Source organism: Klenkia soli (assembly GCF_900103975.1).
Lineage (GTDB): Bacteria > Actinomycetota > Actinomycetes > Mycobacteriales > Geodermatophilaceae > Klenkia > Klenkia soli.
The window spans coordinates 230753-246090 of record NZ_FNIR01000008.1; the positions used below are offsets into that span (position 1 = coordinate 230753).

The 15338-nt window shown below is 75.0% G+C and carries 15 protein-coding genes; 12 read left to right on the top strand and 3 right to left on the bottom strand.

The genetic code is table 11. The features are described 5' to 3' along the window. On the bottom strand, positions 1–1200 hold the full coding sequence (locus BLS67_RS14260) for an ABC transporter ATP-binding protein (protein WP_207500586.1): 1200 nt from the start codon (positions 1198–1200) through the stop codon (positions 1–3). A gap of 26 nt (positions 1201–1226) precedes the next feature. Between BLS67_RS14260 and BLS67_RS14265 the strand changes: the two genes are divergently transcribed. The 4 genes from BLS67_RS14265 (at position 1227) to BLS67_RS14280 (ending at position 5102) form a co-directional block, all read left to right on the top strand. After that, positions 1227–1979, top strand: a complete 753-nt coding sequence (locus BLS67_RS14265; protein WP_091246333.1) for an ABC transporter permease — start codon at positions 1227–1229, stop codon at positions 1977–1979. Further along, on the top strand, positions 1976–2740 hold the full coding sequence (locus BLS67_RS14270; protein ID WP_091246335.1) for an ABC transporter permease: 765 nt from the start codon (positions 1976–1978) through the stop codon (positions 2738–2740). Before BLS67_RS14265 ends, BLS67_RS14270 begins: the two co-directional genes overlap by 4 nt. 124 nt (positions 2741–2864) lie before the next feature. Next, complete coding sequence (locus BLS67_RS14275) at positions 2865–3857, top strand: glycine betaine ABC transporter substrate-binding protein (protein WP_091246337.1); 993 nt, start codon at positions 2865–2867, stop codon at positions 3855–3857. A gap of 255 nt (positions 3858–4112) precedes the next feature. After that, complete coding sequence (locus tag BLS67_RS14280; RefSeq protein WP_091246340.1) at positions 4113–5102, top strand: glycine betaine ABC transporter substrate-binding protein; 990 nt, start codon at positions 4113–4115, stop codon at positions 5100–5102. A 69-nt stretch (positions 5103–5171) separates the two neighbouring features. On the opposite strand, the gene BLS67_RS14285 is transcribed toward BLS67_RS14280, so the two are convergent. Then, positions 5172–5780: a DUF1684 domain-containing protein gene (locus BLS67_RS14285; protein WP_207500587.1), complete on the bottom strand. Its 609-nt coding sequence runs from the start codon at positions 5778–5780 to the stop codon at positions 5172–5174. A 118-nt stretch (positions 5781–5898) separates the two neighbouring features. Here BLS67_RS14285 and BLS67_RS14290 point away from each other — a divergent pair, with 118 nt between their 5' ends. Continuing rightward, the gene (locus BLS67_RS14290; protein ID WP_165617579.1) at positions 5899–7077 is read left to right on the top strand and encodes a DUF6779 domain-containing protein; all 1179 of its coding nucleotides are present in this window, start codon (positions 5899–5901) and stop codon (positions 7075–7077) included. Positions 7078–7145: 68 nt separating this feature from the next. On the opposite strand, the gene BLS67_RS14295 is transcribed toward BLS67_RS14290, so the two are convergent. Beyond that, complete coding sequence (locus tag BLS67_RS14295; protein ID WP_091246343.1) at positions 7146–7946, bottom strand: SDR family oxidoreductase; 801 nt, start codon at positions 7944–7946, stop codon at positions 7146–7148. Between the two features lie 233 nt (positions 7947–8179). On the opposite strand from BLS67_RS14295, the gene BLS67_RS14300 reads away from it, so the two are divergent. The 7 genes from BLS67_RS14300 to lysS are packed head-to-tail and all read left to right on the top strand — an operon-like array spanning position 8180 to position 15288. Beyond that, positions 8180–9100, top strand: a complete 921-nt coding sequence (locus BLS67_RS14300; protein WP_091246345.1) for a Rossmann-like and DUF2520 domain-containing protein — start codon at positions 8180–8182, stop codon at positions 9098–9100. Next, positions 9097–9939, top strand: a complete 843-nt coding sequence (gene panC / locus BLS67_RS14305) for a pantoate--beta-alanine ligase (RefSeq protein ID WP_091246347.1) — start codon at positions 9097–9099, stop codon at positions 9937–9939. Before BLS67_RS14300 ends, panC begins: the two co-directional genes overlap by 4 nt. Beyond that, the gene (gene panD / locus BLS67_RS14310; protein ID WP_278247137.1) at positions 9939–10361 is read left to right on the top strand and encodes an aspartate 1-decarboxylase; all 423 of its coding nucleotides are present in this window, start codon (positions 9939–9941) and stop codon (positions 10359–10361) included. Before panC ends, panD begins: the two co-directional genes overlap by 1 nt. Next, the gene (locus tag BLS67_RS14315) at positions 10358–12043 is read left to right on the top strand and encodes an L-aspartate oxidase (RefSeq protein WP_242654087.1); all 1686 of its coding nucleotides are present in this window, start codon (positions 10358–10360) and stop codon (positions 12041–12043) included. Before panD ends, BLS67_RS14315 begins: the two co-directional genes overlap by 4 nt. Continuing rightward, positions 12040–12972 (top strand): carboxylating nicotinate-nucleotide diphosphorylase, encoded by a 933-nt coding sequence (gene nadC, locus BLS67_RS14320; RefSeq protein WP_207500588.1) that lies wholly within the window; start codon positions 12040–12042, stop codon positions 12970–12972. The genes BLS67_RS14315 and nadC overlap by 4 nt, the downstream gene beginning before the upstream one ends. Further along, the gene (locus tag BLS67_RS14325) at positions 12969–13760 is read left to right on the top strand and encodes a type III pantothenate kinase (RefSeq protein ID WP_091246350.1); all 792 of its coding nucleotides are present in this window, start codon (positions 12969–12971) and stop codon (positions 13758–13760) included. The genes nadC and BLS67_RS14325 overlap by 4 nt, the downstream gene beginning before the upstream one ends. A 22-nt stretch (positions 13761–13782) precedes the next feature. Further along, on the top strand, positions 13783–15288 hold the full coding sequence (gene lysS / locus BLS67_RS14330; protein ID WP_091246353.1) for a lysine--tRNA ligase: 1506 nt from the start codon (positions 13783–13785) through the stop codon (positions 15286–15288). Positions 15289–15338 lie beyond the last annotated feature (50 nt).

Sequence of the window (15338 nt, forward strand, 5' to 3'; positions counted from 1 at the left end):
TCAGCCCAGGGCCGAGCCGGCGGTCTCGGGGACCGCGCCGTCGACCGAGCGGCGCAGCGCGGCGTGCAGGGACTCCGGGGTGAGGACGCCGAGGAACCGGTCGCCGTCGAGCACCGCCACCCAGCCGGCCTCCATGCGCAACATGATCGCGAAGGCGTTCTTCAGCGTGGAGTCCACCGGCACCCAGGCGTCCATGCGCCGGCTGACCTCGCGCACCGTGCCCGACCCCTGCGCCCGGTCCAGCGACAGCCAGCCGTGCAGGGACTCCTGGTCGTCCAGGACCACCGCCCACCGCGCGCCGGTGCGGTCCAGGACCGCCCGGGCGTCGGCCAGCCCGTCGGCGACGTGGACGACCGGCGGCCGCTCGAGGTCCTCGACCTCGATGCCGGTGACGGCCAGCCGCTTGAGCGCCCGGTCGGACCCGACGAAGTCGGCCACGAAGGGGCTGGCCGGGCGGCCGAGCAGCTCGGCGGGGGTGGCGTACTGCTCGACCTTGCCGCCCTCGCTCATCACCGCGATCCGGTCGCCGAGGCGCACGGCCTCCTCGATGTCGTGGGTGACGAACACGATGGTCTTGCGCACGGTCTCCTGCAGGCGCAGGAACTCCGACTGCAGCCGCTCGCGCACGACCGGGTCGACGGCGGAGAACGGCTCGTCCATGAGCAGCACCGAGGGGTCGGCGGCCAGGGCCCGGGCCACGCCGGCGCGCTGGCGCTGGCCGCCGGAGAGCTGGTGCGGGTAGCGGTCGCCGAAGGTGGCGGGGTCCAGGCCGACCGTGCTGAGCAGCTCCTCGACCCGGTCCCGCGTGCGCTTCTTGTCCCAGCCCAGCAGCTTCGGGACGGTCGCGACGTTGGTGCGGATGGACTGGTGCGGGAAGAGCCCGACGTTCTGGATGACGTAGCCGATCCGCCGCCGCAGCTGCGTCGGGTCGACCTCGGTGACGTCCTCGCCGCCGACCAGGATGCGCCCGGTGCTCGGCTCGATGATCCGGTTGATCATCTTCATCGTGGTCGTCTTGCCGCAGCCCGACGGGCCGACCAGCACGGTCAGCTCGCCCGGGGCGAAGGTGAGGTCGAGGGCCTGCACGCCGACCGAGCCGTCGGGGTAGACCTTGCTGACCCCCTCCAGCCGGATCTCCTCGGCACCCCCCTGACCGGCGTCAGCGGTGGTGGTCCCGGCAGAGGTGGCAGTAGCGTCCACGCGGTGGCCTTCCTGGTGAGCGCTCGATGAGCGCGGCGAGCGGTACGGCGGTGCTCGCGGTGGACGCGGCGCCGAACCCCTGGTTCAGCACCTCGTGGGTGGTCGACAACTGGGGCACCATCATGCCGTTGTTGGTCCAGCACGTCAGGTTGACCGTCGTCTCGGTGCTCATCGGGGCGGTCATCGCGTTTCCGCTGGCCCTCCTCGCGCGGCGCAGCAGGTTCCTCACCGGGCCGGTGCTGGGGCTCTCGACGCTGGTCTACACGATCCCGTCGCTGGCCATGTTCGCCTTCCTCGCCCCGTTCACCGGGCTGTCCGAGACCACCGTGGCCGTGGGCCTGGTGCTGTACTCGCTGGTGATCCTGGTGCGCAACTTCCTGGCCGGGCTGCAGGCCGTGCCCGCCGACGCCGTCGAGGCCGCGCGGGGCATGGGCTACGGCCCCGGGCGGCTGCTGGCGAAGGTCGAGATCCCGCTGGCGCTGCCCTCGATCATGGCCGGGTTGCGCATCGCCACCGTCTCCACCGTGGCGCTGGTGACCGTCGGCGTCGTGGTCGGCCAGGGCGGGCTGGGCCAGATCATCATCGTCAACGGGTTCAGCGCGAACTACTACCGGCCACCGATCGTCTTCGGCACCCTGGCCTGCGTGGTGCTGGCCCTGGTCGCCGACCAGCTGCTGGCCCTGCTGGAACGGGTGCTCACCCCCTGGACCCGGACGCCCACCTCGCCCGCCCGCACGAGCGGCCTGCGCTCCGCCGAGCCCGTGGAGGTGGCGGCATGAGCGTCGTCGGGGACGCCGTCCTCTACCTCAACGACCCGCTGAACTGGACCCGCCCGCGCGGGATCCTGGACCTCGCCGGGCAGCACCTGCAGATCGCCGGGCTCTCGCTGGGCATCGCGCTGGTGATCGCCGTCCCGGTCGCCGTGGTGCTCGGGCACACCGGCCGCGGCGGGGCGATCACCGTCGGCCTGGCCAACGTCTCGCGCGCCGTCCCCACGCTGGCGATCCTGACGATCTTCGCGGTGACCCCGATCGGGTTCACCATCTGGGCGCCGGTCATCGCGCTCACCGTGTTCGCGATCCCGCCGGTCCTGGCCAACACCTACGTCGGTTTCCGCGAGGTCGACCGGGACGTCGTGGAGTCCGCGCGGGCGATGGGCATGAGCGAGCGCCAGGTCGTCCTCCGGGCCGAGCTCCCGCTCGCCGTCCCGCTGATGATGACCGGCATCCGCACGGCGGCCGTCCAGGTCGTGGCCACCGCGACGCTGGCCGCGCTGCTGGGCGGCGGCACGCTGGGCTCGGTGATCCGCACCGGCTTCGCCCGCCAGGACAACGGCGTGGTCATGGCCGGTGCCCTGCTGGTCGCCCTGCTGGCACTGCTCACCGAGGTGCTGCTGGCCGTCGTCAGCTGGGCGGTGACCCCCGGGCAGAAGCAGGTGCCGTTCACCCGTGGCCGCAGCCGCCGGCCGGTCGACGAGCCGGTCGACCTGCCCGCGGCCGACGGCCGGGAGGACCTGGTCGGGGCCGGCGCCCGCACCTAGGTCACAGGACGGCAACGGTCGTTTGCGCAGGCCCGGCGTGCCGGGTTGAGTTGTGCACCGCGGGAGTCCTCCCGCCAGACACGCGTCGCCCCCCAGCGGGGCGCGGGACACAGAAGGCGGACACATGCGCACGAGCGCCCGCATCCTCACCACCACGTTCGCCGTCGCCACGGTGCTGGCCACCGCCGCCTGCGGCGAGTCCGGATCCTCGGGCACCAGCAGCGGCGGGGGCGGCGAGGCCTCCGGCGAGGCCTGCGCGCCGGTCGCCGGCGACCAGCTCGTCGTCCTCGAGGACGACAAGGGCCTGCAGGCCGTGGACAACATCATCCCGGCCATCAACACCGCGTACTCCGAGGCCAACCCGGGTGTGCTCGACGTCCTGAGCTCGATCTCCACGGTGCTCACCACCGAGGACCTCGTCGCCATGAACTCCGGCGTCGACATCGAGCGCAAGTCCGCCGAGGACGTCGCCGCCGCCTACGTCAGCGACAACGACCTCGGCGCCGACGCCACCGCCGGTTCCGGCCAGGTGGTCGTCGGCGCGGCCAGCTTCACCGAGAGCCAGATCCTGGCCAACGTCTACGCCGACACCCTGACCGCCGCCGGCTACACGGCCACGGTGCAGACCGTCGGCCAGCGCGAGACCTACCTGCCGGCCCTCGAGCGCGGTGAGTTCGACGTCTTCCCCGAGTACGTCGGCACGCTGACCGAGTACCTCGACGGCGACCCCGACAAGGCGGTGGCCAGCTCCGACCTGGACGCCACCGTCGAGGCCCTGCGGCCGCTGGGCTCGGCCGTGGGCCTGACCTTCGGCGAGCCGGCCGAGGCGGCCGACGAGAACGCCTTCGCGATCACCACGACGCTGCAGGACCAGCTCGGCGGCATCACCACCCTGTCCGAGCTGGCCGAGGCCTGCTCCGACGGCTCGCTGGTGCTGGGCGGCACCCCGGAGTGCCCGACGCGGCCCTTCTGCCAGCCCGGTCTCGAGGAGGTCTACGGCCTGAAGTTCGCCCAGGTCAACGACTACGACCTCGGCGCGCCGACGAACAACGCCCTCAAGCAGGGTGAGATCTCGCTGGCCCTGGCCCTCTCGACGGACCCGGTCTTCGCCCAATAGAGGACCTCGTCGCCCCCCACAGCACGCTTCGCGCGCTGCGGGCCCCTGCGACGAGGCCGTTCCATCCTGTTGCGAGGCGGGCACCCCGGACGGGGTGTCCGCCTCGTGGCGTTCCCGGAGGCAACGAAGTGGTCACGGTGTCCCGCGGGATTTGCGCTGGTCGTGGCCCACAGGGTTCCCTCAGGGGCCGCGGGACACCTCCCGCCGGACACGCGTCGTCCCTGCCCGGGACGCGGGACACAGAAGGCGGACCACATGCGCGCCCGCACCCTCACCACCACCTTCGCCCTGGCCGCCGTGCTGGCCACCGCCGCCTGCGGCGAGTCGGGCTCCTCCGGCAACGGGGGCGGCGGCTCCTCCGGCGGCCAGGCCTCCGGCGACGCCTGCGCGCCCATCGCCGACGACCAGCTCGTGGTGATGGAGGACGACAAGGAGCTCCAGGCCGTCGACAACATCATCCCGGCGCTGGAGACGGCCTACGCCGAGGCCAACCCGACCGCGATGGACGCGCTGAACACCGTCTCCGCCGTCCTCACCACCGACGACCTGGTCGGCCTCAACGCCGCCGTGGACGTCGAGCGCAAGAGCGTCACCGACGCGGCCGCCGCCTACGTCGATGACAACGACCTGGGCTCGGGCGTCACCGGCAGCGGCGCCGTCACCGTCGGGGCCGCGAGCTTCACCGAGAGCCAGATCCTGGCCAACGTCTACGCCGGGGCGCTGAACAACGCCGGGTTCACCGCCACGGTGCAGACCGTCGGCCAGCGCGAGGCCTACCTGCCGGCCCTGCAGGCCGGTCAGTTCCAGGTCTTCCCCGAGTACGTCGGCACGGTCGCCGAGTACCTCGACGGCAACCCCGACGAGGCCGTCGTCTCCGGCGACCTGGACGCCAGCGTCGAGACCCTGCGCGGCCTGGGCACCCCGGCCGGGCTGACCTTCGGCGAGCCGGCCGAGGCCGAGGACAGCAACGCCTTCGCCATCACCGTCGCCCTGCAGGAGCAGCTCGGCGGCATCACCACGATGTCCGAGCTGGCCGAGGCCTGCTCCGACGGCTCGCTGGTCCTGGGGGCCACCCCCGAGTGCCCGACCCGGCCGTTCTGCCAGATCGGTCTCGAGGACGTCTACGGCTTCCGGTTCGCCTCGCTGGGCGACTACGACCTGGGCGCCGCGACCAACCAGGCGCTCATCCAGGGCCAGATCTCGATGGCCCAGGTCCTCTCCACCGACCCGATCCTGGCCCAGTAGCTGCTGGAACGGCCCCCTCGCAGGGACCCGCGGCGTGCGGAGCGCGTCGCGGGGGGCGAGGGGGTCCTCCTAGTACCAGGAGCCGCCGGCGGGGAGCTGCTCGCCGGCGGCGACCACCGCGTCCAGCCGGTTGCCGGCCTGGGGGAGCGGGCACGACCAGCGCGGGTCGTAGGTGCAGCTGGGGTGGTAGGCGAAGTTCAGGTCGACCACCAGGTGGCCGTCGTCCGAGCCGAGGTCGGCGCCCTTGATGGTGTCCAGCAGGTAGCGACCGCCGCCGTAGGTGGTCCGCCCGGCCGAGCCGTCGCGCAGCGGCAGGAACACCCCGCCGCCGTAGCCGCCCAGCCACCAGACGTCCAGCCGGCCCAGGTCGCCCAGCGCCACGGTGCCGATGCGGTCCATCGGGACGACGCCGTCGTCGGCGGTCGGCAGCTCCAGGCGCTGGGGCTCGGCGTCCTCCACCCGGGTGCGGAACCGCAGGTCCGGGTCGTAGGGCGCGACCGGCAGGCCGGTGAACGAGGCCCGCCCCGCGGCCGAGAGGGGCGAGTCCGGGTGCCGGGCGAACAGCTCGTCGCGACCGGACCGCCAGCCGGCCCACCCGGCCTCGGGGTCGTCGGCGGCACGGGCGGTGGCGTAGAGGGTGTGCACCCGACGGCGCCAGTCCAGCAGGGAGAGGGTCACCGGCCCCAGCCTGCCAGCGGGCGGCCCGACCGGCGACGCGGCGACCGGGACCGGACCGTCACACGCGACCCGTACCCTCTTGCCCGTGACTGGCGGGGCGGCTGACCTGGGTGCGGGCGTGCCGCGACCCCGTCCGGCGACGTCGCGGATGTCCCCGGTCGTGCGCATCACCGGCCTGGTGCTGGGGTTCGCGCTGGCCATCGCGGCCACCCTCGCGGTCTTCCTCACCGACAACGCGCTCTACCTGCGGCTGGCCGTCATCGCCGTCGCCTGGGCCTTCGTGATCGCCGCGTTCTCCGCCGGGCGGCGCAAGACCGACCAGGCCGTGGCCGAGGGGCGCGAGAACGAGCTGCGCCAGGCCTACGCGCTCGAGCTCGAGCGCGAGGTCGCCGCCCGGCGGGAGTACGAGCTGAAGCTGGAGAACCAGCTCCGCCGCGAGACCCAGGAGGCCATGCGGGCCGAGATGGACAAGCTGCGGGCCGACCTGGCGTCGCTGGCCGGCCTGCGCGACCAGCTGGCCGGCCTGGGCGAGCTGCGCGCCGACATGGGTCGGCTGCGCCACGAGCTCACCGAGCAGCTGTCCGGCGAGATGCTGGTCGAGCGGATCGTCATGCGCACCCAGTCGATCCGCATGCCGGCCGAGCGGCCCGAGCTGGGCGGTGCGGGCACCGGGTTCATCGACGGCGACGCGGTGACCGACTGGTCCCCGGCCCCGGCCGGCACGGACGACGACCTCGTCTCCCGCGTCCAGCCGCCGCCGGTCCCGCACCCGGCGCCCCGGCCGGCCGACGAGCTGCCCTCGCCCTTCGCGTGGCTGGCCCCCCGCGAGCCCGCGGTCGACCCGGTCGAGCGCCCGGTCGAGCTGCCGTCCCGGCACGCGAGCCCCACCCGTGACGACCGGGTCGCCCGGGCCGACAGCGCCGCCCGGCACGGCACCGCCGAGCAGCCGGTGGTGCCGCCCCCGACGCCGACCCCGACCCCGACCCCGACCCCGACCGTCGAGCCCGCACGCGCTGCCGAGCCCGCGCAGCCCGGTCCGACGGCGCCCGCGACCCAGCTGTGGGGTGCGCCCGGCCCCGCGGCCACCCCGCACAGCCGGCGGGCCCCCGAGGAGCCACCGCCGGCGCCGGCCGAGCCCGAGCACGAGCCCGACGTGTACGAGACCGCCGGCCACCAGCGGCTGACCGAGATCCTCGCGGAGTCCGGGTCCACGCTCGGCGGCCGGCGGCGGCGCCGCTACCGCGAGGACGACGACGCGGGCGACGACGACGTCCTCGCCCGCGTGCTCGGCACCTGATGGAACGGCCCCCTCGCAGGGCCCCGCGGCGTGCGTAGCGCGTCGTGGGGGGGCGAGGGGGTCTTCACCTAGATCGGGCCCTGGGAGAGCGCGCCGCCGTCGAGCACCAGGGTCTGGCCGGTGACCCAGGCCGCGGCGTCGGAGAGCAGGTAGGCCCCGGCCTCGCCGATGTCCTCGGGGACGCCGAGGCGGCCGATCGGGTACTGCCGGGAGACCTCGTCCTCGCGGCCGGTGAACAGCGCCTCGGCGAAGCGGGTCTTCACCACGGCCGGGGCGACGGCGTTGACCCGGATGCGCTGCGGGCCGAGCTCGACGGCCAGCTGGGTGGTCAGGTTCACCAGCGCCGCCTTGCTGACGCCGTAGGCGGCGATGCCCTGGCTGGACTTCAGCCCGGCGACCGAGGCCACGATCAGCACCGAGCCGCCGTGCTCGCCCAGCCAGGCCCGGTGGGCCTCCTGCACGAGGCCGAGGGTGCCCACGACGTTGGTGTCCAGGATCTTGCGGAAGGCGTCGAGCGGGGTGTCCAGCAGCGGGCCGTACACCGGGTTGATGCCGACGTTGCCGACCAGGTGGTCCAGGCTGCCGAAGGTGTCGACGGCGGTGCGCACGGCCTCGGCGCGGTGCTCGGGGTCCGCCGCGTTGCCGGGGACCGCGACGGCCACCTCGGGGCCGCCGAGGGACTCCACCGCCTCGGCCAGCACGTCGGGCTTGCGGGCGGTGAGCACCACCCGGGCGCCGCGGTCGACCAACGACCGGGCTATGGCCAGGCCGATGCCCCGGCTGGCGCCGGTCACCAGGGCGGTCCGGCCGGCGAAGGACGTCGGGTCGGTTCGGGCGGGCGGCGTCGATGCCGCGGCTGCGTCGGTCACGTCCGCACCGTAGCCACCGCCGTCCCGGCGCGCGGTGGTGAGTCAACGCACACCGGGCAGGCGTTGCCGGGCGTGCACCCGGGTAACACACTCGCCATCGGCACGACATCCGCGTGGCAGCACGCCGCAGCGGGGTCGTCGGGCCACCAGCACCACCCGGGCCCTCGACGAGGAGGCCCCGGCATCGCCGAGTAGTCCGGTACCCGTCAGGGACTGGAACGAGAGGTGCACCGATGAAGCAGTTCCGCCGTACCGCGTCCCCGGGCCCCGATGCCCCCGCCCGCCTCCGCGTCGGCGTGGTCGGCGCCGGCCGGGTCGGTGCCGTGCTGGGGGCCGCGCTCGCCGCCGCCGGGCACCAGGTGGTCGCCGCCGCCGGCCTGTCCGCCGCCTCGCAGGACCGCGCGCAGCGCCTGCTGCCCGGGGTGCCGCTGCTGCCCACCGACGAGGTCGTCGCCGCGTCGGACCTCGTCGTCCTCGCCGTCCCGGACGACGCCCTCCCGGGGCTGGTCGCCGGGCTGGCCGAGACGGGCGTCTGGCGCCGCGGTCAGCTGGCCTTCCACACCTCGGGTGCCCACGGGCTCGCCGTCCTCGCCCCGGCGCAGGCCGCGGGCGTGCTGGGCCTGGCCCTGCACCCCGCGATGACCTTCTCCGGCGGGCCCGAGGACCTCGACCGGCTGGCCGGCACGCCGTTCGGGGTCACCAGCCTCCCCGAGCACCGGCCCGTGGCCGAGACCGTGGTGCTCGAGATGGGCGGCGAGCCGTTCTGGGTCGCCGAGACCGACCGGGTGCTCTACCACGCAGCGCTGGTCACCGGCGCCAACCACCTGGTCACCCTGGTCGCCGAGGCCGCGGACCTGCTGCGCACCGCCGGCGTCGACCAGCCGGCCCGGGTGCTGGGCCCGCTGCTGGGCGCGGCCCTGCACAACGGGTTGCGCCGGGGCGACGCCGGGCTCACCGGTCCGGTCAGCCGCGGCGACGTCGGCACGGTGGCCGGCCACGTGGCGGCGCTGACGCAGCGGGCGCCCGCCGCCGTCGCCGGGTACGTCGCCATGGCCCGCCGCACCACCGAGCGGGCGCAGGCCGCCGGCCGGCTCAAGCCGCACGAGGCGCAGCCGCTCACCGACCTGCTCGACGGTGTGGAGGTGCCCTCATGAGCATCGCCGTGGCCGAGACCGTCGTGGAGCTGCGCAAGCTGGTCGCCGACCTGCCCGGTCCGGTCGTGCTGGTGCCCACCATGGGGGCGCTGCACGAGGGGCACCGCGCGCTGGTGCGGCACGCCCGCACGCTGGGCGGCAGCGTCGTCGTCTCGGTGTTCGTCAACCCCACCCAGTTCGGGCCGGGCGAGGACTTCGACCGCTACCCCCGCACCTGGGACGCCGACCTCGCGGCGCTCGCCGAGGAGGGCGCCGACGTGGTCTTCCACCCCGGCGTCGACGAGGTCTACCCCGACGGCGCGGTCGGCGTCGTCGTCCACCCCGGCCCGCTGGGCGACGTGCTCGAGGGCGCGGTCCGGCCCGGGCACTTCGCCGGTGTGCTCACGGTGGTCGCGAAGCTGTTCGGGCTGGTCCGGCCCGACGTCGCGGTGTTCGGCGAGAAGGACTACCAGCAGCTCACGCTGATCCGGGCGTTGTCCCGCGAGTTGGCGCTGGGGGTGCAGGTGGTCGGCGTCCCGACCGTCCGCGAGGACGACGGCATGGCGCTGTCCTCCCGCAACCGCTTCCTGGACCCCGACCAGCGCAGCGCCGCCGCCGCCCTGTCGGCCGCCCTCCGGGCCGGCGCGGCTGCCGGGCCCGACGGCGGGACGGCGGTCCTGGCGGCTGCCCGGGCCGTCCTGCACGGCGCCCCCGACCTGCAGCTGGACTACCTGGCGCTGACCGACCCGACGTTGGGGGCCGTCCCGGACGACGGACCAGCCCGGCTGCTGGTCGCCGCCCGCGCGGGCAGCACCCGGTTGATCGACAACACCGCCGTCGAGCTGGGAGGACCCCGATGATGCGCACGATGCTCCGGTCGAAGATCCACCGGGCCACGGTCACCCAGGCCGACCTGCACTACGTGGGTTCGGTGACCGTCGACGAGGACCTGATGGACGCCGCCGACCTGCTGCCCGGCGAGCAGGTCGCGATCGTCGACGTCACCAACGGCGCCCGGCTCGAGACCTACGTGATCCCGGGCCGGCGGGGGAGCGGCGTGCTCGGCATCAACGGGGCCGCCGCGCACCTGGTGCACCCGGGCGACCTGGTCATCCTGATCAGCTACGGCCTGATGGACGACGCCGAGGCGAAGGGCCACCTGCCGCGGGTCGTGCACGTCGACGCCGCCAACCGCGTGGTGGAGCTGGGCGCGGACCCCGCGGCCCCGCCGCCCGGTGTGGCCGGCAACGAGCTGGTGCGGGGGGATACGGTCCGGCGGTGACGCTGGCCGGCCCGGTCCTGGGCCCTCCCCTCCTGACCAGCCTGCCCGTACGGCTGGCCGCGCCGGCCCCGGGCTGGGAGCTCACCGCCGACGTCTGCGTGGTGGGCTCCGGCGTCGCCGGGCTGTGCGTGGCCCTGCACGCCCGGGCCGCGGGGCTCTCGGTCGCCGTGGTCACCAAGGTCGAGGTGGACGACGGCTCCACCCGCTGGGCGCAGGGCGGCATCGCGGCGGTGCTCGCCGAGACCGACAGCCCGGCCGCGCACGCCGCGGACACCGAGACCGCCGGGGTCGGGCTGTGCGAGCCCGACGCGGTGCACGCGCTGGTCACCGAGGGGCCCGACCGGCTGCGCGAGCTGATCAGCTGGGGCGCGGCCTTCGACCGCGGGGCCGACGGCCGGTTGCTGCTCACCCGCGAGGGAGGCCACCACGCCGACCGCATCGTGCACGCCGGCGGCGACGCCACCGGGGCCGAGGTGCAGCGCGCCCTGCACACCGCCGTCACCGCCGACCCGGGGATCACCCTCGTCGAGCACGCGATGGTGCTGGACCTGGTGACCGACGGCGCCGGCCGCGCGGCCGGGGTCACCCTGCACGTCCTGGGCGAGGGCACCGCCGACGGCGTGGGCGCGGTGCGCTCGCGGGCTGTGGTGCTGGCCACCGGCGGCATGGGGCAGGTCTACGCCGCGACCACCAACCCGTCGGTCTCCACGGGCGACGGCGTCGCGCTGGGCCTGCGGGCCGGGGCGACCGCGACGGACCTCGAGTTCGTCCAGTTCCACCCCACCGCGCTCTACCTGGGTCCCGATGCCCGCGGTCAGCAGCCCCTGGTGTCCGAGGCGCTGCGCGGCGAGGGTGCCCTGCTGCGCGACGCCGCCGGCGAGCGGTTCATGGTCGGGGTGCACCCGCTGGCCGAGCTGGCCCCCCGCGACGTCGTCGCCAAGGCCATCACCCGCGTGCAGCTGCGCGACGGCACCGACCACGTGTTCCTCGACGCCCGGCACGTCGAGGGCCTGGCCGACCGGTTCCCCACGATCGTGGCCCGCTGCCGGGAGGCCGGCGTCGACCCGGTCACCGAGCTGGTCCCGGTCACGCCGGCGGCGCACTACGCCTCCGGGGGGCTGGTCACCGACCTCGCCGGCCGCACGACGGTCCCCGGGCTGTACGCCTGCGGCGAGGTCGCCTGCACCGGGGTGCACGGGGCCAACCGGCTGGCCTCGAACTCGCTGCTCGAGGGGCTGGTGTTCGCCGGCCGGATCGGCGCCGCGCTGGCCGCCGAGCTGCCGGTGCCCGAGCCCGTGCCGCCGCAGGTGGCCCACCTCGACGGCCTGCTCGACCCCGCCGCGCGCGGCCGGCTCACCGCCACGATGTCGGCCCGCGTGGGAGCCCTGCGCAGCGGGGCCGGCCTGGTGCAGGCCGCGGGCGAGCTCGCCGCGGTCGCCGGCCTGCTGGGCGAGGCCGAGCCCGGCGTCCCCGCCTGGGAGGCCACCGACCTGCTCACGGTCGCGACCGCGCTGACCGCCGCGGCCGGCGCCCGCGAGGAGACCCGCGGCTGCCATTGGCGCGAGGACCACCCCGACGCCGACGACGCCTGGCGGGTGCACCTGGACGTCCGGCTGCACGGCGACGGCTCGCTGCAGCTCACCCCCCGCCCCGTCGGCACGCCCCCGGAGGTGCACTGGTGAGCGCCGTCCCCGCCCCCGCGACCCGCCCGGACCCCCGCGACCTCACCGGCACGGGCCTGGACGAGGCCTGGGTGACCGACCTGGTCGAGCGCACCCTGGCCGAGGACCTCACCGGCGGCTCCCCGCTGCCGCACGCCCCCGACCAAGCCGTCGCCCACGACGTCACCAGCGCGGCCACGGTGCCGGCCACCCAGCGCGGCACCGCCGACCTGGTCGCCCGGGCCGACGGCGTGGTGGCCGGTCTGCCGGTCGCGGCCCGGGTGTTCGCCCGGCTCTCGCCCTCGGCCACGATCGTGGCCGGCGCGGCGGACGGGGACGTCGTCCGCCGCGGTGACGTGCTGCTCACGATCTCCGGCCACGTGCGCGCGCTGCTGGCCGCCGAGCGCTCGGCGCTGAACATCGCCAGCCGGGCCTCGGGCATCGCCACCGCCACCCGGGCCTGGGTCGACGCCGTGGCGGGCACCGGCGCCGTCGTGCTGGACACCCGCAAGACCACCCCGCTGCTGCGGCCGCTGGAGAAGTACGCGGTGCGCTGCGGCGGCGGCTCGAACAAGCGCATGGGCCTCTACGACGTCGCGATGATCAAGGACAACCACGTCGCCGCCGCCGGGTCGGTGGCCGCCGCCGTGGCCGCCGTCCGCGAGCGGGCGCCCCGGGTGACCGTGCAGGTCGAGGCGGACACCGTGGCCCAGGCGGTCGAGGCGGTCGAGGCCGGGGCGGACTTCCTGCTGCTGGACAACATGCCCCCCGACGTCCTGCGCGCGGCCGTGGCGGCCGTCGCCGGCCGGGCCGAGACCGAGGCCACCGGCGGGCTCACCCTGGCCGTGGCCCGCGAGGTGGCCGCGACGGGGGTCGACTACCTGTCGGTCGGCGCGCTCACCCACAGCTCGCCCATCCTGGACCTCGCGCTGGACCTGCGGCCGGCATGACGCTGCTGTGCGTGGACGTCGGCAACAGCCACACCGTGCTGGCCACCTTCGACGGCGACCGCGTGTCCGGCTGCTGGCGCGTGCGCACCCAGCCGCGGGCCACCGTCGACGAGATCCAGCTGCTGTGGCGCGGCCTGCTCCGCGACGCCGAGGTCACCGGGGTCGCCGCCTGCTCCACCGTGCCCCAGCTGCTGCCGGTGCTGCGCCAGCTGCTGGACCGCCTCGACGTCCCGGTCACCCTCATCGGCCCCGGCGTGCGCACCGGGGTGCCGCTGCACGTGGACAACCCGCGCGAGGTCGGCGCCGACCGGGTGGTCACCGCACTGGCCGCCCACGAGCTGTACGGCCGGCGACCCGACGGCACGGGCCGACCGGTCGTCGTCGTCGACTTCGGCACCTCGACCACCGTGGACGCCGTGGGTCCGGCCGGCCAGTTCCTCGGCGGGGCCCTGGCCCCGGGCGTGGAGGTGTCGCTGGACGCCCTCGCCGCCCGGGCCGCCCAGCTGCGCTCGGTGGAGCTGACCGTGCCGGCCAAGGCCATCGGCAAGAACACCGTGGCCGCGCTGCAGTCCGGCGTCGTGCTCGGGTTCGCCGGGTTGGTCGACGGCCTGGTCGACCGGGTCGCCGCCGAGCTGATGGCCACCTTCGGGGTCGGCCCGGTCGTGGTGGCCACCGGCGGCCTGCACCCCCTGGTCGTGGACAGCTGCCGCTCGGTGGGCGAGCGTGACCCCGACCTCACCGTCCAGGGCCTGCGGCTCGCGCACGAGAAGCACCAGTCGGCCCGCTGAGGGGCCTCCGTAGGCTTGCCCGGTGACCGACGGCCCCACCGACCCCCCGGACGACGAGCTCCCCGAGCAGCTGCGGGTCCGCCGCGGCAAGCTCGACCGGCTGCGCGAGGCCGGTGTCGACCCCTACCCGGTGTCGGTGCCGCGCACGACGTCGCTGGCCGCGGTGCGCGAGGCCCACCCCGACCTGGACGACGACACGCTCACCGGGCAGACCGTGGGCGTGACCGGCCGGGTCATCTTCAGCCGCAACACCGGCAAGCTCTGCTTCGCCACCCTCCGCGAGGGCGGCACCGAGCTGCAGGTGATGCTCTCCCGCGACCGCGTCGGCGAGGAGGCCCTGGCGGCCTGGAAGTCCGACGTCGACCTCGGCGACCACGTGCTGGTCACCGGCGAGGTCGGCACCTCCCGGCGGGGCGAGCTGTCGGTGTTCGCCGACTCCTGGCAGCTGGCCGCCAAGGCGCTGCGCCCGCTCCCGGTGGCGCACAAGCCGATGAGCGAGGAGCTGCGGGTCCGCCGCCGCTACGTCGACCTGATCGTGCGCGACGAGGCGCGGCGCACCGTGCACCAGCGGGCCGCGGTCAACGCCGCCGTCCGGGCCGGCCTCACCACCCGCGGCTACCTCGAGGTCGAGACGCCGATGCTCCAGGTGGTGCACGGCGGGGCCACCGCGCGTCCTTTCCGCACGCACATGAATGCATTCGACCTCGACCTCTACCTGCGCATCGCGCCGGAACTGTTCCTCAAGCGCTGCATCGTCGGCGGGTTGGACCGCGTCTTCGAGATCAACCGGAACTTCCGCAACGAGGGCGCGGACTCCTCGCACTCGCCCGAGTTCGCCATGCTCGAGTTCTACGAGGCGCACGCGGACTACCAGGACATGGCGACCACCACGCGCGAACTCGTGCAGGAATCGTGCGCGGCATTGTTCGGCGACCACGTCGCCCGCCACCACGACGGCACCGAGGTGGACCTCTCGGGGGAGTGGCCGCAGGTCTCCCTGTACGGGGTCACCTCGGAGGCGCTGGGCGAGGAGATCACCCCGGCGACCACCGTCGAGGAGCTGCGCGCCCACGCCGCCCGGGTGGACGTCGGGGTCGACCCCGCCTGGGGGCACGGCAAGCTGGTCGAGGAGCTGTTCGAGGCGCTGGTCCAGCACTCGCTGCAGGACCCGACCTTCGTGCTCGACTACCCGACCGACACCTCTCCGCTGACCCGTGCGCACCGCTCCGTCGAGGGCGTGGCCGAGAAGTGGGACCTCTACATCGGCGGCATCGAGCGGGGCACCGGCTACTCCGAGCTGGTCGACCCCACCGTGCAACGCGAGCGGTTCACCCAGCAGGCGCTGCTGGCGGCCGCCGGCGACCCCGAGGCCATGGTGCTCGACGAGGACTTCCTCGAGGCGCTCGAGTACGGCATGCCGCCGACCGGTGGTGTGGGCATGGGCATGGACCGGCTGATGATGACGCTGACCGGTCTCGGTATTCGCGAGACCATACTGTTCCCATTGGTCCGCCCGATCACGTCCTGAGAATTGGCACTCACCCCTGAGAGCTGTTCGACCCGCGGATTGCGCATTTC

What these genes read in the sequence shown, in the direction of transcription:
- BLS67_RS14265 (WP_091246333.1), top strand. Translation starts at nt 1,227, where the DNA reads ATGAGCGCGGCGAGCGGTACGGCGGTGCTCGCGGTGGACGCGGCGCCG.
- BLS67_RS14270 (WP_091246335.1), top strand. Translation starts at nt 1,976, where the DNA reads ATGAGCGTCGTCGGGGACGCCGTCCTCTACCTCAACGACCCGCTGAAC.
- BLS67_RS14275 (WP_091246337.1), top strand. Translation starts at nt 2,865, where the DNA reads ATGCGCACGAGCGCCCGCATCCTCACCACCACGTTCGCCGTCGCCACG.
- BLS67_RS14280 (WP_091246340.1), top strand. Translation starts at nt 4,113, where the DNA reads ATGCGCGCCCGCACCCTCACCACCACCTTCGCCCTGGCCGCCGTGCTG.
- BLS67_RS14300 (WP_091246345.1), top strand. Translation starts at nt 8,180, where the DNA reads ATGAAGCAGTTCCGCCGTACCGCGTCCCCGGGCCCCGATGCCCCCGCC.
- panC (WP_091246347.1), top strand. Translation starts at nt 9,097, where the DNA reads ATGAGCATCGCCGTGGCCGAGACCGTCGTGGAGCTGCGCAAGCTGGTC.
- panD (WP_278247137.1), top strand. Translation starts at nt 9,939, where the DNA reads ATGCGCACGATGCTCCGGTCGAAGATCCACCGGGCCACGGTCACCCAG.
- BLS67_RS14325 (WP_091246350.1), top strand. Translation starts at nt 12,969, where the DNA reads ATGACGCTGCTGTGCGTGGACGTCGGCAACAGCCACACCGTGCTGGCC.